Genomic DNA, 20087 nt, shown 5'->3' with positions numbered 1-20087 from the left:
TATACGCGAGATTACTTCATACTGATTAAAAATTTTGAAATATTTTTTTGTCAGCTGTTAGAACATTCTCTGGAAATAAAAGATCACCAATATCCGCTGCATCGCAACGGGTATCGAATTGTAGTCTAAATTTACTTTATTAAAATAAATTTAGACTAACCGAACAGTAAATTGTTTGGTTAATTCTTTGAGATATTACATGAGATTCCGTTTTTTTGAAAAGATCAGTGTTTTTGTTCCAGTCGCTTCCACATTTCCATACAGGCACGGGCATTGTGGTATGGACATTTCCAGAATGTTACCTTATCGCCGTGTATTTGGGTTCCGTCTTCTTTGACTGCGCCAAACCATTCACCTCTTTCTTTGTCAATGAATTTGCTGTCGATATAATCCCAGCTTCTTGCCGCCTTTACTTTGAAATCCTTCTTTCCTGTAAGTTGATAGGCATTATAAAAACCGACCAGTTGTTCGGCTGCGACCCACCAGCTGCGTTCAGTTTTGGTATGTTTGGTTTCCGGATCATACTCGTAGTTCAGAGCACCGTCGGCACTTAATCCCGTTGAAGCTGCCCCGGCCATTAAAATACATTGCTTGCGGGCCTTCGCCAACAGGGTTTCGTCTTTAAGTACTTCTGCGGTTTCGAAAAGCAGCCAGGATGCTTCAATGTCGTGTCCATAAGAAATTATCTTTTCCTTTGATTCCCATTTTTTATTGAAAAAGAGCTCCATTCTGTTGGTTTCTTTATTGACAATGTGGTCCAATATCGCATGCAGCATGGCGGCGGTTTGCTTTTTTAACGTTTTGTCGGGCCAGACACGGTATAGATTCGTATAGGCCTCTACAAGGTGCAAATGGGTATTCATGCTCTTGTTCCACGGACTTTTGCTCAGAATATAATCGTCTGTTTCGGACCAGTCTCTTGCAAATGCCTCCATGTAACCGCCATGGACCGGATCAAAAGCATGTTTTTCGATGACGTGAAAAAGCTCTTTGGCGCGTTCCAGAGCGGGAGGGAAGTTGGTCGCGCGGTAGTATTCACTCAGGCCGTATATGGCAAAGGCGTTGCCGTAGATCTGCTTTTTCATTTCGAGGGGTTTGCTGTTTCCGTCTGTCGACCAGAAAACCCCGCCGTATTTGGCATCGATAAAATGAATGGAAAGGTCCTGAAATGCCCGGTCTGCAATCTTCATATATTTCGGATCCTTCAACAGGCGTTGGGCCATGGAAAAGGTCCACAAGATTCTGCTCGTAATAACAACCGCCCTCGGCGCGTCCGCTATTCCTTCATTTTCATAGTTAACTCGGCCATAAAAGCCTCCGTTTTTATTATCTATTGCGTATTTTTCCCAATAACCAAGGATGTTGAGCAGTTCCTTTTTGAAAGATTCCGGAGTAAATTCAGCCATGAAAATTGTCTTTTTATGAAAAAGTAACAACCTGAATAAACTTACTTGCTCCGTTTTTACTTTGACTGGCCTTAGGGCTTTGAATATATTTTACCGCTTAAAGTTTGTGAAGAAAAGAATGGATATTCACATGTCAGTCGTGTCATCAGGACTGTTTCTTTTCCCGGCTTCGGCGATGCATTAAAACCTGTTACAAACCAGCAAGTGTAGTGATTGTTTTGAACTGTATTTTAGCCCGAGTGCAATGCATATTTGCTTTGTGCAAAATAGATGAGCGGCGTGAAATCGCTAAGAGGAGAAAATACGTGGTGGGAGATTTTAATAGAATAAATTTGATGTAAGTAGTAGTGAAAAATTAGTTTATATTATTGATTTTTATAATAAGCTATTAATCATCTGGTTACTGGGTTAATCGCACATAGCTAATTGCCAACAGCTACTTAGAAGTAATCAATACAACAAAAATATTATAGTAAAAAGTAATCAAGAAAAATGATATTGGCTTGATTGAAATTCTTTTGATTGTCCGGTTATTTTCAAAATTGAATTTGAAAATAAATAATCGATTTTGGGTTGTAGTTGAGATGGTCTCAATCATTGTCCCGGCTTTTGGCCGGGATAATGATGCTAGTAAGATCCGATTAAAGTAGAGATGAATTAATCACCCTGGTTCTCTTCAAGATCGTTATGGTTGTCACCACCCAGACTATAATAATTATTCTCTTCGTCTTCGTTACCGTCGATTTCATCATCATCGTCCAGCTCAGACCCCGGCACGTCAAGATCCTCTCCTGTCAAATCATCGTCAAAATCCTTTTCGTTCCAGTCGTCAGCGTCCAGGCCGAGTTCTTTTTTGATTTTGGTGATATCCTCAGGATCAATGTCATCCTCAATCAACCCCTTGCTGTAAACGTCGTCAGAAGCCGGGTAAAGCGGATATCCAGGAAGATCATCATCGTCGTCGTCGTCGAATGAAAAATCATCATCAATTGTCATGTGAATAGTAATTTAAGTTATTGGAATTATAATTTGGTATTTAAATCTGGCTTCAAAAATATTACCGTCAATTGTGTTAAACTAATTTTTTTCAAAATCATTCCATAAGAATTAAATATTTTGAAATAGATACAACCCGGTCAGAGTAATATTGCCACCTTCGTACTTTTATTGTCAATTGATCAGCTTTCCTGATCTTTGAAAGATTTTATAAAGTTAAACTTTTCTAAACCTATTGACGAATCGCATGCAAAGAACATTTTTAAAAAACGCAACAATTTTTACTGCCCTGGTGGGAATGAGCGGGTTATTGGCTTTCAAAAAAAATGATGGCCCGGTAAAAAGCGGTGACAAGATTGTTGTAAATGAAACAGACAAGAAAATTAAACTTCCTCCGGGATTTTCAGCCAGTATATTAGCAACAGACCTTGGCCCGACGCGCCATATTGCCGTTGGAAAAAATGGGGATATTTATGTAAAGTTGTCGAAACTGAAAGACGGTAAGGGGATTTACATTTTACGAGATGCCAATAACGATGGTGTTATTGATGAAAAGAAAATGTTCGGAAATTATCCGGGAACAGGAATTTATATCAAAAACGGTTATTTGTATTCTTCGTCCAATACCGGTGTTTACCGCTATAAACTAAATGAGAAGGAGCAGATCATTGATCCTGAAAATCCGGAGAAAATTATCGACGGGCTGGTAGACAAGGGCAGGGACAACGCCAAGCCTATCACGCTGGACAAAGCGGGGAACTTGTATGTGACTGTTGGCTCGTACAGCGATAACTGCAGAGAAGCAGGAAGCGGAAAAGGGATGTCGCCCTGCGCGATTCTGGATTCGGCCGGTGGTATCTGGCAGTTTAAGGCTGACAAATTAAATCAGACTTTTGCAGATGGAAAGCTTTATAGCACCGGTCTTAAAAATTCGGTCGGAATTGACTGGGATCTGAAAACGAACAGCCTGTTTGCTACGCAGCATGGAAGAGGCAAATTCGATGATTTTTACCCGCAATACTACACGCCGAAACAAAGCGCGGAGCTTCCGGCAGAAACGCTTTACCAGTTAAAAGGCGGAGACGATGCGGGCTGGCCATATATTTACTATGACCACATCCAGAAAAAGAAAATGCTGGCACCGGAATACGGTGGTGACGGGAAAAAAACGGGCGGTGAAAAAGCATTAACTCCGGCGGCGGCCTTTCCTGCACATTTAGGCCCTAACGCATTGATGTTTTACACGGGCAATATGTTTCCGGCAAGATATAAGAACGGCGCATTTATCGCATTTCACGGCCAGTCGGCGGAGCTGCACAAAGGATACATGGTGGCTTTCGTGCCTTTCGTGAATGGCAAGGCGGGGAAATGGGAGATTTTTGCTGATAATTTTGCGGGAACCGATCTGGTGAAACCAACCGGACCGATTGAACACCGTCCCTGCGGATTGGCGCAAGGACCTGATGGTGCCTTGTACGTTACCGATGACCTGAACGGGACAATTTTTAAAATTGATTACAAGAAAAAATAGGCAGTTCGCCTGTATAGGGGTTGTATCGGAAGCGGCGTTTATCCTGCTTTTGGTACAACCTTTTGTTTTAAAGAAGTTCTTGGGAGAACAGTTTCCTTATATTTCGACCGTTTCGTAGGTTTTAATTCTATCGCGTAAAAAGTCAGGTATCACGACACTTTTGCTGGTTGCATAATCATACAAAACCATGGTGGTATACCCGGTAGTTGTCAGTTTTTCAACACCATTGACAATGCTTGTGACCAGATAGCTCATTTCAAAGCTTTTGGTGCCTATTTTACTGGTGCGCAAATAAATGTAAGTCGGGTTGGGGAACGCAACCGGGCGCAGATAATCTACATGAGCGCTGGCCAGTATCACACCGATTTCCTTCCAGTTCCATTCGCACGCTTCCTGGAAATAGTAAACCCGCGCCTGTTCGAAGTAGGTCAGATATACCGCGTTATTTACATGGCGAAGTTCGTCCATATCACTCCATCGAATATCGACTTTCATCGTAAAAACGAACTTTGATTTTTCTTCTTCTAGGTTAAGCATAGCATTTTGTGAAGTCAAATACAACCCTCATAGCCATTTTGCAATTAAATGGTGTGAAATACGAAGTTAAAAGTATAGTCCGTATTTCACATAAAAAACTGATTTTAGAAATCGGTCGACGGTTTTTTCAGGTCCTCCGGTTTGATCCAAACATTGCGGTAATAAACATTGTGTCCTTCGGATTGTAATTTCAAACCGCCCGGTACGTCGGTTATTCCTTTTCCACCATTATTTCCTCCGTCAATCCCGGAATTAGGCCCGCCCCAAACCTGGCTGATCGCATGATTGGTATGTACTTTTTTGCCATTGAAATATAGCGTTACTAGTGGTTTTTCAATCAGTTTTCCATCTTTAAAACGTGCAGCGCGGAAAAGAATGTCATAGGAATTCCACTTGCCTATGCCGTTGTAGGCGTAATAGGGCGACTTGGTTTCGTTGATCACCGCGGCCATTCCGTGTGAAGTGGTGTCACCGTCGAGAACCTGGATTTCGTAACGGTTTTGCAGATAAACACCGCTGTTGCCACCTTCTTTGGTGATGTAAAACTCAACGTGTGCTCTAAAATCGCGGAATTCTTTTTTAGTAACAATATCTGCCGATCCGTACAAGCCGCCGGCTGCGGCCGGGTCAAAACAATTGATAACCGTGCCGGAGCCTGCGGGATCATTGACAACCGTCCATTTGATCGGCAGTTCTGCTTTCAATCTTGGGCCTTTCCAATACGTCCATTTTTCGTCCAGCATTTTTCGCGAGCCGTCCAAAAATACTTCGGCACCTTTCACCGGTTTCGTTCCGACGCCAACCTGTGCGTGTGCAGAAGTTAACAACCCGAAACCGATCATGGCCATAGAAAATGTACGGCCCAGCTTACTCATTTTAATATGTTTGTTCATCTTAAAGTATTTTGATTGGAAAGGAAATGACTCTGTTTGCTAGCATAAGTCAGAATGTTTTTTGAATTACTCAAATGTGGATTTGGTATTTGCAAATAATCCGGCTGGAAGGAAAATAGATACCAATAGGAATTGTGATGATATCTTAGTGATTTCATTCGCTACTTCGTCTTGACATAAAAATGCGAAGTCTTGCCGGAATGCCTTTCTTCAACATCCAAAACCTTGATGGAGCGGATCAGGTCGAGTAATTTTTTATGTCCGTAATTTCTAGGGTCGAAATCGGGTCGTTTTTTCAGGATCATATTTCCCAGGACACCGAGGAAAATCCATCCGTCTTCATCCGCAATGTCGTTGATGCTTTCTGAAATTAATTTGATCAACCCCCTGTCGATTTTCGCAACCGGCGCTATTTCTTCCTTCACTGGTGCCGCCAACTTTGAAGTTTCCAACACCGCAGCTTCCACTTTGATTTCCTTTTTCAGGATCTCGATATAAATGAATTTGTTACAGGCTGCGATGAAAGGCGCCGGTGTCTTTTTTTCGCCGATGCCAAAAACAAGCATTCCTGCTTCCCGAAGTCTGGTTGCCAATCGGGTGAAGTCGCTGTCGCTGGAAACGATGCAAAATCCGTCCACGCGACCCGTGTAAAGGATATCCATGGCATCAATAATCAGTGCGGAATCGGAGGAGTTTTTACCGGTAGTGTAGCTATACTGCTGGATTGGCGTGATCGCGTTTTCAAGCAGAACGGTTTTCCAGCCCGACAGTGTTGGTTTGGTCCAGTCGCCATAAATACGCTTAAAGGTCGGTGTGCCGTATTTGGCAATTTCTTCCAGCATGCCCTTTATGTTTGCATAAGGGACATTATCAGCATCAATCAATACGGCAAGCCTTAATTCTCGGTTGGTTTCCATGGGGGATGGGGTTGGAATGTGGGGCTTGGGCACAGGGGGGCGCGAGCTGTCCTTTGCCCAAACCCCTATGCCCAAACCCTCCACTCATTTCAGCTTTTCTTCAAACAATTTCAAAATTCTCTTGTATTCGTCGGTCCAGGAAGAGGCTTCTACAAAACCGTGATCTTCCATTGGATAAGAAGCCAGTTCCCAGTTGTTTTTACCTAATTCGATCAGACGCTGTGATAAACGGACAACATCCTGGTAATGAACATTCACATCGACCATTCCATGGCAAATAAGCAAATTATTTTTCAATCCGGCAGCGTGATAAATCGGAGAACTTTTGCGGTAAGCCAGGCTGTCTTCCTGTGGTTCATTCAAAATGTTGGCCGTGTAAGGATGATTATAGGCCGCCCAGTCCGTCACAGGGCGTAACGCAGCACCAGCCTTGAAGACATCAGGTGTTGTAAACAATCCCATCAACGTAATGAAACCGCCATAAGAACCGCCATAAATACCTATTTTTTTTGCGTCAATACCATATTTTTTGACCAGCCATTTTGCACCATCCACATTGTCTGTCAGATCTTTTCCGCCCATAAAACGGTAAATGCCCGTCCGCCAGTCGCGGCCATAACCGGCACTTGCACGGTAGTCCATGTCCAGCACAGTATACCCTTTGTCAGTCAGTAGGTTGTGGAACATATATTCACGGGAGTAATTGCTCCACCATTTGTGTGCATTCTGAAGGTACCCGGCACCATGAACAAAAATAACGGCTTTGCCATTGGACTTTTTCGGCTCATAAACACGGGCATAGACGTCGGCTCCATCGGTGGCTTTGAATGTTACGACTTTTGCTTCCCGCCAGGGATATGACCTGAATTCGTCGGTTATCGATTTGGTAATTTGTTCAGGTGTGGACGACCCGTTATTATCCATCAAAAAGAGCTCCCAGGGCGTATTGCTGTTGGAATATCTTACGGCCAGTTTACTCTCGTCAGGTGAGAGTACGACCTCATGTGCGCCGCTGGCTTTGGTCAATCGCACGCGCTCGCCGCCTGTAACAGACATGCGGTAAAAATGCTGTTCTCCGGGATGAACCTCATTGGTGGTCAGATAAAAACTCTTTTTGTCTTTCGATAACTGCACTTTCTGGACCTCAAATTTACCGGAGGTTAATGGCGTTTTTTTGCCGGTCGTTACATTTGTTGTATACAAATGCGCATAGCCGGTCGCTTCACTTTGGTAGTAAATCGTCTGGTCATCAATCCAGCCGATTTCTCCGGCGCTCATGGCATAGCCGCCCATTCCGGGACCGCCGATCCAGGCTTCGTCACGTTGGCGGTCGAGCAAACGGAGCGATAGTGAATCCGGGTTAAGCGCCATAATCCACCGGTCTTTGTTATCCATTGATCTTACAACGATCACTGCATGCTGGCCGCTCTCCGACCAGAACGGTCCATGGATAATCACGGCACGTTCCTTGTTTTTCCGGGCGGTATCTTGTTTTGGATAATCTTTCAGATAATCCGGCTTATCGTTGATGCCTACGATATTTTTAACACTTAGTTTTCTGGTCGTGTCTTTTTTTATGTCGTAAACCCAAAATTCATACGCGCTTCCCGGAGCGCCGACTTTGGTACGGGTGACAATTTCCTCTGTAAAACCCGATTCTGTTACATAATTCGGGACATTTGCGGTTTTCGCGGACTTATCGGACTGAACGAGTTGATAAGTAACAAAACGGTTATCAGGACTAAGTTTTTGGTTTTGTACCCGTTTTTCGCCCAAATATATTTCTTTTGGATATTTCGGTTTTTCAGCCTCGTTTATTTTTTTACCACCATCCCGCTTTTCTTTTCGCTCCTTTAAGATCTGAAACATAGCGAGTTGGTCATCTTGTAGGAATTTTTCCTGAACTCCGGGTTTGGTATCCGCTTTTTTTGTACCCGATTTAAAATCAGTATGCTGGGTGAGCAAGCCGGTAGCCAGTGAAATACTGAAAATATTGTTTTCGCGCTGAAAGATAATACTCTGTTCGTCGCCGCTGAATATGGGTGCTGACTCACGTTCCACGGTTTTCGTAAGTTGTCGGACGGTGAAATTCTGATAACCGATTAAGAATATATCACCGTCTTTTTCATAAACTCTCAGTGTATGCGAACGGTTGTATAGGCCGTCATTCGCAGGGAGTCTTTTTCGGTCGGACTGCGAAACTTTTGCGGTTTTTTTGTCTGCAAGCGAATAGCTATAAAGGGAATCGCCAAGGTTTTTATCAGGATTCCATTTAAAATAAATGGTTTTTGAGTCGTCGGACCAGTTGATGTCCGTCGGGGCGGTTCCCATCCACGTCTTGGGATCCCGCATGATTTTTTCGACGGTAAGTGTGCCTAATTTCTGGGCTTTTGCTGATGAAATTGTAAAGAATAAAAGGAATACTGCCGCCTGGAAAAGGTGTTTCATGGTTTACAGGTAGATAAAATAGTTGTCATAACACGCAATTTAGGCGATTTTGTGGATTGTAAGCTGTATTTTGTCGTGCTAATTGAAAATTGTGTCGGAAACGATCAATCAACACCGGTCATAAAGATCAAAATTGAATGCGGTGATATCTGCGGTATCTGTGCTATTTTTGCCAACTCCTCAACAAACGTGTTTATCAGGAATGAGAAACTTCATCTTTTTAACAATTACACTGTTTTTTTGTCATTTTTCGAATGCGCAAACACTGAAATTTACTTTGTCAGATTATACGCTGCTGCCCAAAAAGCCAGAGGGTATCCTTCATGGGATTTCGGGCATTGAATACATACCGTCCAAAAGCCAGTGGCATCTCGCCAGCGACAGAGGCAATTATTTTATTTTTGACAGCATAAAAACCATTCATGATTTCGAAAAAAGACAGGCTGCCGCCATTTCTAAAAAGACGGGTTATTGGTTTGAGGCGATAAGGTACGATCCCCGGTCAGAAACCTTCCTTTTTGCCGTGGAAAACGAATACAAACCCAATAAAGAAACTTGTGATACAACGACTTATGTCAGTTATTCAGATTCATTCCCTCCGACTTACCTGATCGATCCATTGCCTTTGCCGACTGATAATAAGGGGATTGAGGCGATCGCGGTTACGGAAAACGGATCCGTTTGGGTAGCGCCCGAAGCCGGTTGGGCTGATGAAACAGAGGTGGGGTACGATACGATCCATTTCCGGAAATTCGAGCGGGTTAATTCGGGTTATACTGAAACCGGGGTTTATACCTATCTTATTGACCGGAGCGGTTGTCCGCATAGTTCAACCGAAAAAAGAGGCGGTATTTCAGAGATTTTGTCGCTGGGTGAAGATCAGATGCTGGTGCTGGAAAGATGTTTTGACCAAAAGGTAACCGATAAAATCAAGGCGAAATTATGGCAGGTGACCGTTGAAGGCCAGCATTTGAAAAAAGATGCCATACCGGCTTTTGATTTTAACGACAGTTTTCCGTTGGAGGTTGATAATCTGGAAGGTATGGCTTGGTGGCCCGGTGAAGAAGGAAAACGTGAAGTGCTGCTGATAACCGACGATAATCCGGGGTTGAAGAATAAACAAAGGACACAATTGATATTGTTAAAGGAAAAATAAACGATCATGAATCGTGAAAGACATTGCCTTTATTCATTGTAAAAAAGTATATCAGGATTTTTAAAAGTTATCATTTAATGCCAACCCGACATCTGACCTTATTTTTAATCAGCGTTTTGCTGATCAATTTTAGTTGTAAGAATCCAAAAGATAATCCTCCGGAAAAGGGTGTGTCCTTTGCGCTCAACGAGTATCGGAAAAAAAACATTACTAACATCCAGTATGCGGTAGAACTCGCTATTCCTGCTCAGAAAAGTGAGAAAATACTTGGCAAGCAGACCATCACTTTTGACTTGAAGTCGCTGGATTCTGCGCTTGTGATTGATTTTAATGCCGGTAAAGATCACATCATTTCTGTGAGTTCAGGTAGTAAGGAGATCGCTTATGAGTTTGTCAATGAACATATTGTCGTCAAACCTGATCAGCTTGTCAAGGGTAAAAATGAAATCCGGATAAGGTTTATTGCCGGGGATTTATCACTGAACCGTAATGAAGAATATCTTTACACGCTCTTCGTTCCGGACCGCGCATCGACCTGCTTTCCGCTTTTCGACCAGCCGAACCTGAAAGCTTCCTATGATCTGACCTTGAAAACTCCGCTTGCCTGGGAGGCCGTTTCCAATGGAAGTTTGAAAGAGAAGACCACTTCGGGAGATACAAGTATTTACCATTTTGAGAAAACGAAAGCAATCAGTTCTTATCTGTTTGCTTTTGCCGCTGGAAAATTTTTCAAGAGCACCAAGACAATAGGTGAAAGGGAGATGACGATGTATTACCGGGAAACGGATAGTGCCAAGGTGGTCCGCAACCGGGATGAAGTTTTCAATTTACATGCAAAATCGGTAACCTGGCTTGAAGATTATACCGCGATAAAATATCCGTTCGGCAAATTTGATTTTGTACTGATTCCCTCTTTTCAATACGGAGGTATGGAACATCCGGGCTCGATTTTTTACAATGAGTCGGCACTTTTTCTGGATGAAAATGCACCCGTAAACAAGCAGCTGGCCCGGGCGAGTGTGATTGCCCACGAGTCCGCGCATATGTGGTTTGGGGATCTGGTGACGATGGACTGGTTTAACGATGTCTGGTTAAAAGAGGTATTTGCCAATTTTATGGCTGCCAAAATTGTGCATCCGGCATTTCCGGAGATCAATCATAAACTCCGGTTTTTACTCGCCCATTATCCCGGAGCCTATGAGGTCGACAGGACGGTGGGCACCAATCCTATTCTTCAAAAACTGGATAATCTTAAAAACGCAGGTACTTTGTATGGCGGGATTATTTATCTGAAAGCGCCGATTGTCATGCGTCAGCTGGAAAAGAAAATTGGTGAAAATATGATGCGGGAAAGTTTACGCGAATATCTGAAAACTTATTCCTTTGGTAACGCCCGCTGGGATGATCTGATTGGTATTATTGATAAAAGAACGCCTTTGGATATCGCCGGTTGGAGTAAAGTCTGGGTTAAAACGCCTGGGATGCCCGAATACGAGTTGATTGGAGAAAAGGACGAAATCGGGATCCGTCAGAAAAAGGATTCTGTTTCAAAAAGGATCTGGGAGCAGCCGACTGTTGTTTACTGGAAAGAAAAATTTGCCCAGGGAACTGTGAAAATCAACCTGACTGATTTGTCGCAATTGGTTAGAAAACCTGATTTTCCTGCCATGATTTTCCCGAATTTCAACGGAGAAGGTTATGGATATTTTAAAATGGATTCGGTTTCGGAAGATCATTTTTTTGTGCATTATAACAAGACAGGAGACACTTTGCTGTCTGACCCTGTGTTCAGAGGTGCCGTGCTGGTGAATATCTGGGAAGGATTTCTCCGTGGTGACGGCGAAGCGCCCGTACAATTGCTAAATGACTTGCTGGATATTTTGCCAAAAGAAAATAATGCGTTGATTTCGGATTATTTTCTGGGGAATCTGCAAACTGTCTGGTGGACTTTTCTATCGGAGCAAGAGCGAAAGCAAAATCAGGAGCGTGCGGAAAAAGAATTATGGTCGCTACTCGAAAATACAACGGATAAGGGCATGAAAAACTCCTATTTCAAAGCATTCAGGAGTATCGCGGTTACGGAAAACGGATTAAGAAAACTGGAATTTTTGTGGAACGACCAGATAAAAGTCAAAGAACTGATTTTATCCGAGGATGACAAAATAGCGATTGCCTGCGAACTGGCGCTGAAAGGAAATGCCGACGGCAAGGGGATTTTGGCTAAACAGCTCAGTAATACAAAAAATATGGACCGTAAGGCAAGGTTGCAGTTTGTGATACCGGCGCTAAGTCCCGATCAGGCAGAAAGAGATGCTTTTTTTGAATCCTTGAAAAAAGAAGAAAACCGTGAGCATGAAGCCTGGGTGTTGGAAGCATTAAGTTACCTGCATCATCCACTGCATGCGAAAAGTGCTGTGAAATATCTGCGTCCCTCCCTGGACCTTTTGCGGGAAATTCAGCTTACGGGTGATATTTTCTTTCCCCAGCGCTGGCTGCACAATACCTTTGCGGGGCATTCAGATAAAGAATCGGCTGATGTTGCCAGGGCGTTTTTGAAAGCCAACCCTGAATATCCCTACTTTCTGAAAAACAAGATTTTGCAGTCGACGGATATGGTGGAAAGAGCGGTTAAGATGAAAAAATAGGCGTGATGAACAGGAGAGAAAACAGGGCGGACAATCCATCCATTCCCGTTCATACGCTGACGGACAGGACAAATCTGGGATTGGAAATTCACAGGATTGATGAGATTACCTCGGCTGAGGCCCGGACATTCGGGGTTCACCGGGATGACCATTGTATCCTGCTTTTTCAGCAGACCGGATCCAGCGCTATGATGGTGGATTTCAGGGAAGTAAGTTTTGTTGACTGTGTGGCTTTTTGTGTTTTACCGGGACAGGTTCATCATTCTACAAAGTGGACCAACGTTTCCGGCTGGTTTTTAGCCATCGACCTGGCTTCCATTGACGAGCCGTACCGTGTGGTTTTTGAAGAATACCGGCTGCATGCTGTACCCGTCGCGGTTGATTTTCAAACTGCACAAATGCTGGATAAGTCGGTGGCATTGTTGTTGGAGACTATCGAATTTCAAAAGGAATTGCCCTTCCAGTCGCAGGTGCTTCGTTCCCTGATTCAGGTATGTGTTGGGACGTTTGCAACAATTTTTCAGCAACATAAACAAGAAAATGTTCAGGTCAGTTCGCGTCCTGTTTCTATTTGCGGGGCTTTTAAAAGTCTGGCTATTAAAAATTATAAATCCATAAAAAGTCCTGCTGCTTATGCAGCCATGCTGAATATTACGGCCTCTTATTTAAATGAAGTTGTAAAAGGTGTCACGGGGTTTTCTGTCACGTACTGGATACAGCAGGAGGTTATTTTGGAAGCAAAAAGGCTGCTGTGTTATACAAACCTTACGGTTAAGGAAATTGCTTTTGAACTTGGTTACGAGGATTCTGCTTACTTTTCCAGACTGTTTTACAAAGTGACACAGGATACTCCGTTGACTTTTCGGAAACAATACCGTAAATAGTCCAGTTATTACCCTTCTTTCTCTCTTTCTATTTTGTGTGATCAGTTGTTGCTTTGTCATGTGAACTGACACAGCTTCTGGTGCTATTTTGTTTTTACCGGTTAAAGTAAAAAGCGAAACCCAAACGTCTACCTGCGCAAAGCCAGTCACGATTAACAATCTATTAACTGCTAACATCGCAAGTCATGAATATTTTAAAACAAACCGCCCTTAATTTATTTGAAAATACATTAGCCAAACAAGGAACCGTTCTGGCGATCAGATCCTGGTTTCCCACAACTTTTTATGAAGTGGATTTGCACTTTCCCATGATGGACATGTCGGGATGGAACCGCGTGCAGCATATCAAAATTAAAGTTGCCTCCGGTGTTTACCGGGATTATACGCCAGCCGGCTGGGACGTTGAAACGCGAACCTGTACGCTTTATATTGATGCGGTTCAGGAAGGTCCTGGAAGCGAATGGGTTAAGTCGCTCAGCCAAGGTGATGCCGTTGTGTATGTCGGCGTTGGCGCCACGATGCACCGGCCTGCTGAAAGCGGGAAAATGATTGCGTTTGGGGATATGACCACCATTGGGCATTATCTGGCTTTGCAGCAGCTGGCCGGTGACAGGAGTATCAGCGGCGCTATTTCAATAGAAGAAGAAAACCACCGGATTGAATTCATAGAATATTTTAACTGGGATATCACGCCGGTTGTACAAACGGATCAGGGTGGTTTTCATGGAATTGCCAAATGGGCTAAGGAGAAGGATTTTAATAACGCCACCGTGTATCTGGCCGGGCATATTCCCACCTGTGTCCATTTGAGAAAAGAACTGAAACGGACTGCTGCGAATAGCATCCGGGTGCAGGGATTTTGGTCCTGATTTTTTCGATGGAATAAATCCGCCGATGGAATAAATTCCATCTCTACAAAATCGGTCGTGCCGATGGCACTTTTTGAAAGGAAAATGCCGTAGGCATGACCGATTTTGTAGCCATAGATTTCAATCTATGGCTATTTTTTATGAAGACAATCTCTACCCTTTTCTTATTGATAATCTGTGGAAATATAGCGGCTGCACAGAGCAATGAAGACTATTACAATCCTGAAACGCCGAAGGTGAATACCTTTAAAATAAGAAATTCGGAGATTCTGGTTAACAGAAAACGGCAGGAAAGAATAAGCAACCGCTTGTACTTCGGAGTGGATGGTTTTTTAAGAATGGATAAGAGTTCGATCAGTAATACTTTCAGCGGACTTATTGATACAAGATCAGCAACCAAATCGGGCTGGAGTGTATCGTTGGGATGGATTAATAAAGAAAAATGGGCGATGGAGCTGGAATATGCACGCTCCCCGATTCATAATATGCTCATTATAAATGGAGATCTCCCGGCGGAATACAAAATGGAAAATGACAAAAATTACCTTGCTTTACGAATGAAACGGCGGTTGTTATTTTGGGAATCCAGTTCCATGATGAGACGTTCGGCATTCTGGATTGGAGCTGGGGCGGGCATTGTGCCTAATTCGGGAAAACAAAAGCAATACATTAAATTTGAAGGCTACGCATGGAGAAGACGCGGTACGGTCATGGATACGCTATGGCTGTTTAGTGATACCCGCACAAACGCCCAAATTACCGGTTTTACAGACGTTACCGCCGAATATGTTATCAAAATTGCCAAGGGTGTTGATCTGAATTTTTATGCCCGGAAGCAATGGGGGCTTGGGACTTCGCTGACTACCAATCTGCGTTATTACGTGAACAAAGTGCAAACACAAGAGTCCGTTATTAAGGCCAATGGCAGTGGGATGACTTTCGGCATGTCACTGCGTTATGTGTTCGCCTTTGGCTATGATAGCGGTGACAAATACCGCACGGAATAGCAAATTTCGGCGTTAAAGATATACTTTGCAGAAAAAGGCCGGTGACCACCATATCATCTACATATAGTGGTTACCGGCCCAGTAAACTTTAAAATAGTTTCGGTTACTATCTGTTAAAAACCAGCGCGTTCACCTTTTCTATTTCATCATGACTGATCGTATGTCCCATGTTTGGATATACCTTTTCAGTTACATCAGCACCCATGGCTTGCAAAATGGCGGTGGTTTCATTCACTCTTGACACAGGCACGTGCGGATCGGGATTACTGGTGCCGATAAAAACCGGTGTTCCGGCAAAATCTCCCGAATAATTTTCAGCATAGATTTTATCCCCGATCAAACCACCGGTGAGCGCTACCACTCCGCCATATTTGCTGGCATTTCGGGTCACATATTCCAATGTAAGACAGGCTCCTTGCGAAAAACCGAGGAAGAAAATATTTTCTTTCGAAATTCCCTGAGCCAACACATCATGCACCACTTCGTCGACAATCTGTATCGCTGACGACAGCCAGGGTTCATTTATTGCCGGTGCCGCTAAAAATGAAGTTGGGTACCAGGTATTATTGGTAGCCTGAGGAGCGAGAAGCGCGTAATCTTTGGTATTCAGATGTGCAGCCAGCGATAGAATATCCTGTGCGCTTCCCCCCCGGCCATGAATCATGATCAAAACTTTGTCGGCCTGATCAATGGTTTTTCCTGCGGTTATGACTTTTTTGGTATGCATGATTTCTCGTTTTAGTGGTAGGAAGGACGACGAGTAGGGGATGGGGCGTTTCCTTTGCCCCAAGCCCTTTCCCCGAACCCTTACACCAACTTTGGCAATATTTTTTCGATTTCTTTACGAGATGGCTCGTATTGTTTTGGTAATCTTAAGCTGCTGCCTAAATTCTCTACCGTTTCGTCAATGGCGAATCCCGGATTTTCAGAAGCAAGCTCAAATAAAACCCCGCCTGGTTCTCTGAAATACAAAGAGAAGAAATAATCACGGTCGATTTTTGGCGTGATATTTAAGCCTTTACGGGCAATTTTTTCACGGAACTCCATCAATACCTGATCATTTTTTACACGGAAGGCAACGTGGTGGTTGGTACCGCCTGCATTGTATCCGCGTTCTTCATTAGGCGACTCGATCAGGTCGACGATCGCTGCATTTTCAACGGCATCGGTGATGAAACGATAACGATTTCCGTCCTGTTCCAATAATCTGTAACCGAAAATATCAGTCAGAATTTCGGCAGTAGGTTTTATATTTTTTAATGTCAGTACAATGCTGTGGAATCCCTTGGTCGCTACTTCCGCTTTTACGTCCGCAGTTTCCCATGGCTTCCGGGTATCTTCAGATTTGGATTCAATTAAATTGATTTTCAAACCGTCCGGGTCCTGAAATGGCAAATACAACTCACCGAATTTCTCATCTTTATTACCTTGTTTTACATTGAATTGCGTAAAACGGTCGGCCCAGAAATCAAGACTTCCTTTGGGTACGGAGTAGCCGATGTCGGTTGCCATGCCTGTTCCGGTACGGCCTTGTGCGGTGCCTTCCCATGGAAAAAAGGTCAGGATTGTTCCGGCAGATCCTACTTCGTCGCCGTAGTAAAAGTGATAGGTGCCAGGGTCGTCAAAATTGACTGTTTTTTTAACCAATCTTAAACCCAGTACTTGTGTATAAAAATCGTGATTACGTTTTGCGTTGCCAGCAATGGCAGTGATATGATGCAGACCTAAGATTTGATTTTCCATGATAGCTTTTTTGTTTTTTGTTATACAAATTTCCGAAGATCAGAGGCCCTGTACATTGAACTAGGACAAGAAAATCAGGAATTTGAATTTTGTCTGGCAGTGCGTTGCGACAGTGCATGAATGATTTCATTGCTTAACAGACCGCTTCCTCCGCCATAGTGCTGAATGATTATAATTTCAGGATCCTTTTGTGTGAAAGCAGTACGCAATACGGCCTCGCATTCTTCCTGAATGCCTCCGCATAAAAGGACAATGTCGAATTTTTGTTCATCGAATAAGGCCATCGCCTTTTCATCCGTCAAAGTTCCCTGGGCTATCCAGTTTTCACTTTTGTTGATGATGCGCAGAACGGTTTCAAGAATCTCTTCATGTCTGCCAATGACCAGAATATTTACTTTCACAGGTTCCATACCTTAATTGTTATGTGTGAATACAAAGTCACTTAAAGGCTTACGTACGCGCGGCGTGATCTCCCTTGATTTATAAGGTTCTTCGAGTTTATCGGCCTCGTCCAGATATCCCAGCGCGATGACAATTACCGGTTCCTGGTTTTCTGTCAGGCCAAGCGTTTTTACAATTTTTGCTTTGTCAAAACCGCCCATCATGTGTCCGTAAATACCCATTACAGAAGCTTGCAATAATAAATGCGCATTCGCCATGCCCAGATCGTGCAGCGCCGAGCTGTTTTCTTTTTGGTTTGCCTCGTATGTTTTTCTGGCAACGGCTACCAGCAGCACGTCGGCATGTTGTGCCCAGGGTTTGTTTCCAGGCAACAGACTGTCGGCTATCTCGGCAAATCCGTTATGATTTTTCGAAGCGTAAAAATATTGCCAGGGTTGTTCGTTGTTGGCGCTAGCTGCCCAGCCAGCGGCTTCGAGCATGGTATGTAAATCTTTTTCCGGGATAATCTGGTCAGAAAAAGAACGCGGACTCCATCTGTTTTTAATCAAATCGAGCACATCGTGCTTCGTATTTGCAATTTTAATATGGCTCATTTTTGTTGGCTTTTAGCTTTTAGGCGTTAGCGGTTAGTTTTGTGATTCCGGCTTTTGGGCTGGAATAAGTTATTTTTTATGTTGTTGATTGTATTAGCACTTAGCCAGCTTCGGTTTTAAGAAAAAACCAGATCTAATGATCGAGTTTTTTTAGCTAATAGCCAAACGCTAACAGCTAAACAGACATCGGCACTTCCATCAAAAGCACTTCTGCATCCTGCGAGTTTGCTTTGATGGTGATACTGTTCGTGTCCCAGATACCGAGGCCGTCGCGTTGGTTCAACGCGTTGTCTTCAATGGTGATATCACCTTTTAAAACAAATGCATACACACCATTCGCCGGATTTTTCAGTTTGTACTCCGTTGCGAAATCCTGATCAAATTTTCCCATATGGAACCAGGCATCCTGATTGATCCAAACACCGGCATCGTCCGGGTTGGGAGACAAAATCTGCTGCAAGTTATTGTGTCTGTCTTCCACATTCAATGTCAGCTGATCATATCTTGGCGTTACATTTTTTGTTTTAGGGAATAACCAGATCTGCAAAAACTTCGCATCCTGATCGGCGTTTTTGTTGTATTCGCTGTGGAAGATCCCGGTTCCGGCACTCATCGCTTGAATATCACCATGTTTGATCACCGCTACATTATCCATGCTGTCCTGATGTTCCAGATCTCCTTCCAATGGGATGGAAATAATTTCCATGTTATCATGCGGATGTCTGCCAAATCCTTTCCCGCCCTCTACGCGGTCGTCATTCAAAACCCTTAAAACACCGAAATGCATGCGATCGGGGTTGTAATAGTTGGCAAAACTGAAACTATGATGACTGTCCAGCCAGCCATGGTTCGCATGTCCGCGGGTTTCTGCTTTATGAAGTACCGTATTGGCTTTTACTTTCGACTCGGTAGCCGGTAAATGATTGAAACCGATCAGATCCAGTTCCTTCAATTCATCAATATCGTTTTTGATCACACTACCCACCGAAGCCGAAGCGACGAACATTCCTGTGCCCATCAGGCCTTTACGGATAAAATCTTTTCTTTCCATGATGTATAGTCGTTTACCGATTTTTATAATACAAAGGTCTCTATTCTGAGAGCGGCCGGCATTGAACTAGAACAAGAAAATCAGATTTTGAAAAATTTTCTGATGTGCATTCTTTGCCATAGTCCAGGCGTCCGTTCTTCTTGTCGTTGAATGACAATACAAAGGAACGGCAGCCGCAGGGCGGAAACATTGAACTAGGACAAGAAAGAGGAAATGCGGAAATTTATTTTTTGGCAAGTTTGGTCCTGACCTTACTCAGGAATTCAGCAGAAATTCCCAGATAAGAGGCAATGTAGTGTTGGGGAACGCGCTGTGGGATGGTTGGATAACGTTTGATGAAATCAAGATATTTATCCTGTGCACTGGTTGCAATGGTTTTGAAAAGACGGCCTTGCAGGCTCGAAAGATTTCTTTGTACCAATATCCTGAACATCCTTTCCAGCTGAGGAGCATGGGAAAGAAGCGATTCCTTTGTTTGTGGGGAGAGGATCAAAAGTTCACATTCTTCCAGCGTTTCGATAAACATATTGCTTGGTTTCTGGTCATGGAAGCTGGCAATATCACTTACCCACCAGTCTTCGATCGCAAATTGCAGTGTTACTTCGAAACCGTTTTCATCAATATAATACATCCGGATACAGCCCTTGTTGATGAACGCTTCAAAATTGCAGACTTCCCCTTCATGCAGTAAAATTGTTTTTTTAGGAACCGATTTGAATTGAAGAACGGAGTTGAAGTAAGCAAGTTCTTCGACTGTTAAATTGGCATGACGGATGAGGTAAGTATTGATGCGGTCGAACATGGATTTTAACTCGTTTACTATTGCAATAGTTTGTCTTGTGTAGAGCCTGAATGAAAGAAGTCAAGACTGGGCGTCCCCGTTTTCAAAACTTGACTTCTCCTATGTTTACGGTAGTGATAAATATTGGTTTAATATTTTGTAAATACCAATAAATTTGACTTGTAAAGTGAAAAAGAAGTGAGAGTAGATTGACTTCCAAGCAGCTTT

Annotated in this window: 18 protein-coding genes; 6 read left to right on the top strand and 12 right to left on the bottom strand. The window is 43.4% G+C overall.

What is annotated here, in order from left to right:
* Nucleotides 1-224: 224 nt before the first annotated feature.
* Both RB622_RS19680 and RB622_RS19675 read right to left on the bottom strand, forming a co-directional pair.
* Nucleotides 225-1406: an AGE family epimerase/isomerase gene (locus RB622_RS19680; RefSeq protein ID WP_308048327.1), complete on the bottom strand. Its 1182-nt coding sequence runs from the start codon at nucleotides 1404-1406 to the stop codon at nucleotides 225-227.
* Between the two features lie 657 nt (nucleotides 1407-2063).
* Complete coding sequence (locus RB622_RS19675) at nucleotides 2064-2402, bottom strand: hypothetical protein (protein ID WP_308048326.1); 339 nt, start codon at nucleotides 2400-2402, stop codon at nucleotides 2064-2066.
* 247 nt (nucleotides 2403-2649) lie between these two features.
* On the opposite strand from RB622_RS19675, the gene RB622_RS19670 reads away from it, so the two are divergent.
* Complete coding sequence (locus RB622_RS19670; protein ID WP_308048325.1) at nucleotides 2650-3933, top strand: PQQ-dependent sugar dehydrogenase; 1284 nt, start codon at nucleotides 2650-2652, stop codon at nucleotides 3931-3933.
* A 96-nt stretch (nucleotides 3934-4029) separates the two neighbouring features.
* On the opposite strand, the gene RB622_RS19665 is transcribed toward RB622_RS19670, so the two are convergent.
* The 4 genes from RB622_RS19665 to RB622_RS19650 form a co-directional block, all read right to left on the bottom strand.
* The gene (locus RB622_RS19665; protein ID WP_308048324.1) at nucleotides 4030-4470 is read right to left on the bottom strand and encodes a thioesterase family protein; all 441 of its coding nucleotides are present in this window, start codon (nucleotides 4468-4470) and stop codon (nucleotides 4030-4032) included.
* 104 nt (nucleotides 4471-4574) lie between these two features.
* Nucleotides 4575-5318 carry a DUF1080 domain-containing protein gene (locus tag RB622_RS19660; protein WP_308048422.1) on the bottom strand — a complete coding sequence of 248 codons (744 nt, stop codon included), beginning with the start codon at nucleotides 5316-5318 and terminating at the stop codon, nucleotides 4575-4577.
* 206 nt (nucleotides 5319-5524) lie between these two features.
* On the bottom strand, nucleotides 5525-6280 hold the full coding sequence (locus RB622_RS19655; protein WP_308048323.1) for an NYN domain-containing protein: 756 nt from the start codon (nucleotides 6278-6280) through the stop codon (nucleotides 5525-5527).
* 84 nt (nucleotides 6281-6364) lie between these two features.
* On the bottom strand, nucleotides 6365-8728 hold the full coding sequence (locus RB622_RS19650) for a prolyl oligopeptidase family serine peptidase (RefSeq protein ID WP_308048321.1): 2364 nt from the start codon (nucleotides 8726-8728) through the stop codon (nucleotides 6365-6367).
* A gap of 202 nt (nucleotides 8729-8930) precedes the next feature.
* On the opposite strand from RB622_RS19650, the gene RB622_RS19645 reads away from it, so the two are divergent.
* The 5 genes from RB622_RS19645 (at nucleotide 8931) to RB622_RS19625 (ending at nucleotide 15289) form a co-directional block, all read left to right on the top strand.
* Nucleotides 8931-9884, top strand: coding sequence for an esterase-like activity of phytase family protein (locus RB622_RS19645; protein WP_308048320.1), 954 nt, complete (start codon nucleotides 8931-8933; stop codon nucleotides 9882-9884).
* A 77-nt stretch (nucleotides 9885-9961) separates the two neighbouring features.
* Nucleotides 9962-12529, top strand: a complete 2568-nt coding sequence (locus RB622_RS19640) for a M1 family aminopeptidase (protein ID WP_308048319.1) — start codon at nucleotides 9962-9964, stop codon at nucleotides 12527-12529.
* A gap of 5 nt (nucleotides 12530-12534) precedes the next feature.
* A complete protein-coding gene (locus RB622_RS19635; RefSeq protein WP_308048318.1) occupies nucleotides 12535-13413 on the top strand; it encodes a helix-turn-helix domain-containing protein in 879 nt (292 codons plus the stop codon).
* A 185-nt stretch (nucleotides 13414-13598) separates the two neighbouring features.
* Nucleotides 13599-14282, top strand: a complete 684-nt coding sequence (locus RB622_RS19630) for a hypothetical protein (RefSeq protein ID WP_308048317.1) — start codon at nucleotides 13599-13601, stop codon at nucleotides 14280-14282.
* Between the two features lie 140 nt (nucleotides 14283-14422).
* Nucleotides 14423-15289 carry a hypothetical protein gene (locus RB622_RS19625; RefSeq protein WP_308048316.1) on the top strand — a complete coding sequence of 289 codons (867 nt, stop codon included), beginning with the start codon at nucleotides 14423-14425 and terminating at the stop codon, nucleotides 15287-15289.
* A 106-nt stretch (nucleotides 15290-15395) separates the two neighbouring features.
* Here the strand turns inward: RB622_RS19625 and RB622_RS19620 are convergent, their stop codons facing one another.
* The 6 genes from RB622_RS19620 to RB622_RS19595 form a co-directional block, all read right to left on the bottom strand.
* Entirely contained in the window at nucleotides 15396-16016 is a 621-nt protein-coding gene (locus RB622_RS19620; protein ID WP_308048315.1) for a dienelactone hydrolase family protein, read from the bottom strand.
* A gap of 80 nt (nucleotides 16017-16096) precedes the next feature.
* On the bottom strand, nucleotides 16097-17032 hold the full coding sequence (locus RB622_RS19615; RefSeq protein ID WP_308048314.1) for a ring-cleaving dioxygenase: 936 nt from the start codon (nucleotides 17030-17032) through the stop codon (nucleotides 16097-16099).
* A gap of 74 nt (nucleotides 17033-17106) precedes the next feature.
* Entirely contained in the window at nucleotides 17107-17442 is a 336-nt protein-coding gene (locus RB622_RS19610) for a response regulator receiver protein (protein ID WP_308048313.1), read from the bottom strand.
* Nucleotides 17443-17445: 3 nt separating this feature from the next.
* Nucleotides 17446-18027 carry a nitroreductase family protein gene (locus RB622_RS19605; protein WP_308048312.1) on the bottom strand — a complete coding sequence of 194 codons (582 nt, stop codon included), beginning with the start codon at nucleotides 18025-18027 and terminating at the stop codon, nucleotides 17446-17448.
* 175 nt (nucleotides 18028-18202) lie between these two features.
* On the bottom strand, nucleotides 18203-19078 hold the full coding sequence (locus tag RB622_RS19600; RefSeq protein WP_308048311.1) for a pirin family protein: 876 nt from the start codon (nucleotides 19076-19078) through the stop codon (nucleotides 18203-18205).
* Between the two features lie 223 nt (nucleotides 19079-19301).
* Complete coding sequence (locus RB622_RS19595) at nucleotides 19302-19880, bottom strand: Crp/Fnr family transcriptional regulator (protein WP_308048310.1); 579 nt, start codon at nucleotides 19878-19880, stop codon at nucleotides 19302-19304.
* Nucleotides 19881-20087: the final 207 nt, after the last annotated feature.

The sequence above is a fragment of the Dyadobacter sp. LHD-138 genome (assembly GCF_030929615.1).
GTDB lineage: Bacteria > Bacteroidota > Bacteroidia > Cytophagales > Spirosomataceae > Dyadobacter.
The sequence above is the reverse complement of the archived record's forward strand: the minus strand, read 5'-3'. Positions and strand labels throughout refer to the sequence as shown.

What these genes read in the sequence shown, in the direction of transcription:
- RB622_RS19680 (WP_308048327.1), bottom strand. Translation starts at nt 1,406, where the DNA reads ATGGCTGAATTTACTCCGGAATCTTTCAAAAAGGAACTGCTCAACATC.
- RB622_RS19675 (WP_308048326.1), bottom strand. Translation starts at nt 2,402, where the DNA reads ATGACAATTGATGATGATTTTTCATTCGACGACGACGACGATGATGAT.
- RB622_RS19670 (WP_308048325.1), top strand. Translation starts at nt 2,650, where the DNA reads ATGCAAAGAACATTTTTAAAAAACGCAACAATTTTTACTGCCCTGGTG.
- RB622_RS19665 (WP_308048324.1), bottom strand. Translation starts at nt 4,470, where the DNA reads ATGCTTAACCTAGAAGAAGAAAAATCAAAGTTCGTTTTTACGATGAAA.
- RB622_RS19660 (WP_308048422.1), bottom strand. Translation starts at nt 5,318, where the DNA reads ATGGCCATGATCGGTTTCGGGTTGTTAACTTCTGCACACGCACAGGTT.
- RB622_RS19655 (WP_308048323.1), bottom strand. Translation starts at nt 6,280, where the DNA reads ATGGAAACCAACCGAGAATTAAGGCTTGCCGTATTGATTGATGCTGAT.
- RB622_RS19650 (WP_308048321.1), bottom strand. Translation starts at nt 8,728, where the DNA reads ATGAAACACCTTTTCCAGGCGGCAGTATTCCTTTTATTCTTTACAATT.
- RB622_RS19645 (WP_308048320.1), top strand. Translation starts at nt 8,931, where the DNA reads ATGAGAAACTTCATCTTTTTAACAATTACACTGTTTTTTTGTCATTTT.
- RB622_RS19640 (WP_308048319.1), top strand. Translation starts at nt 9,962, where the DNA reads ATGCCAACCCGACATCTGACCTTATTTTTAATCAGCGTTTTGCTGATC.
- RB622_RS19635 (WP_308048318.1), top strand. Translation starts at nt 12,535, where the DNA reads ATGAACAGGAGAGAAAACAGGGCGGACAATCCATCCATTCCCGTTCAT.
- RB622_RS19630 (WP_308048317.1), top strand. Translation starts at nt 13,599, where the DNA reads ATGAATATTTTAAAACAAACCGCCCTTAATTTATTTGAAAATACATTA.
- RB622_RS19625 (WP_308048316.1), top strand. Translation starts at nt 14,423, where the DNA reads ATGAAGACAATCTCTACCCTTTTCTTATTGATAATCTGTGGAAATATA.
- RB622_RS19620 (WP_308048315.1), bottom strand. Translation starts at nt 16,016, where the DNA reads ATGCATACCAAAAAAGTCATAACCGCAGGAAAAACCATTGATCAGGCC.
- RB622_RS19615 (WP_308048314.1), bottom strand. Translation starts at nt 17,032, where the DNA reads ATGGAAAATCAAATCTTAGGTCTGCATCATATCACTGCCATTGCTGGC.
- RB622_RS19610 (WP_308048313.1), bottom strand. Translation starts at nt 17,442, where the DNA reads ATGGAACCTGTGAAAGTAAATATTCTGGTCATTGGCAGACATGAAGAG.
- RB622_RS19605 (WP_308048312.1), bottom strand. Translation starts at nt 18,027, where the DNA reads ATGAGCCATATTAAAATTGCAAATACGAAGCACGATGTGCTCGATTTG.
- RB622_RS19600 (WP_308048311.1), bottom strand. Translation starts at nt 19,078, where the DNA reads ATGGAAAGAAAAGATTTTATCCGTAAAGGCCTGATGGGCACAGGAATG.
- RB622_RS19595 (WP_308048310.1), bottom strand. Translation starts at nt 19,880, where the DNA reads ATGTTCGACCGCATCAATACTTACCTCATCCGTCATGCCAATTTAACA.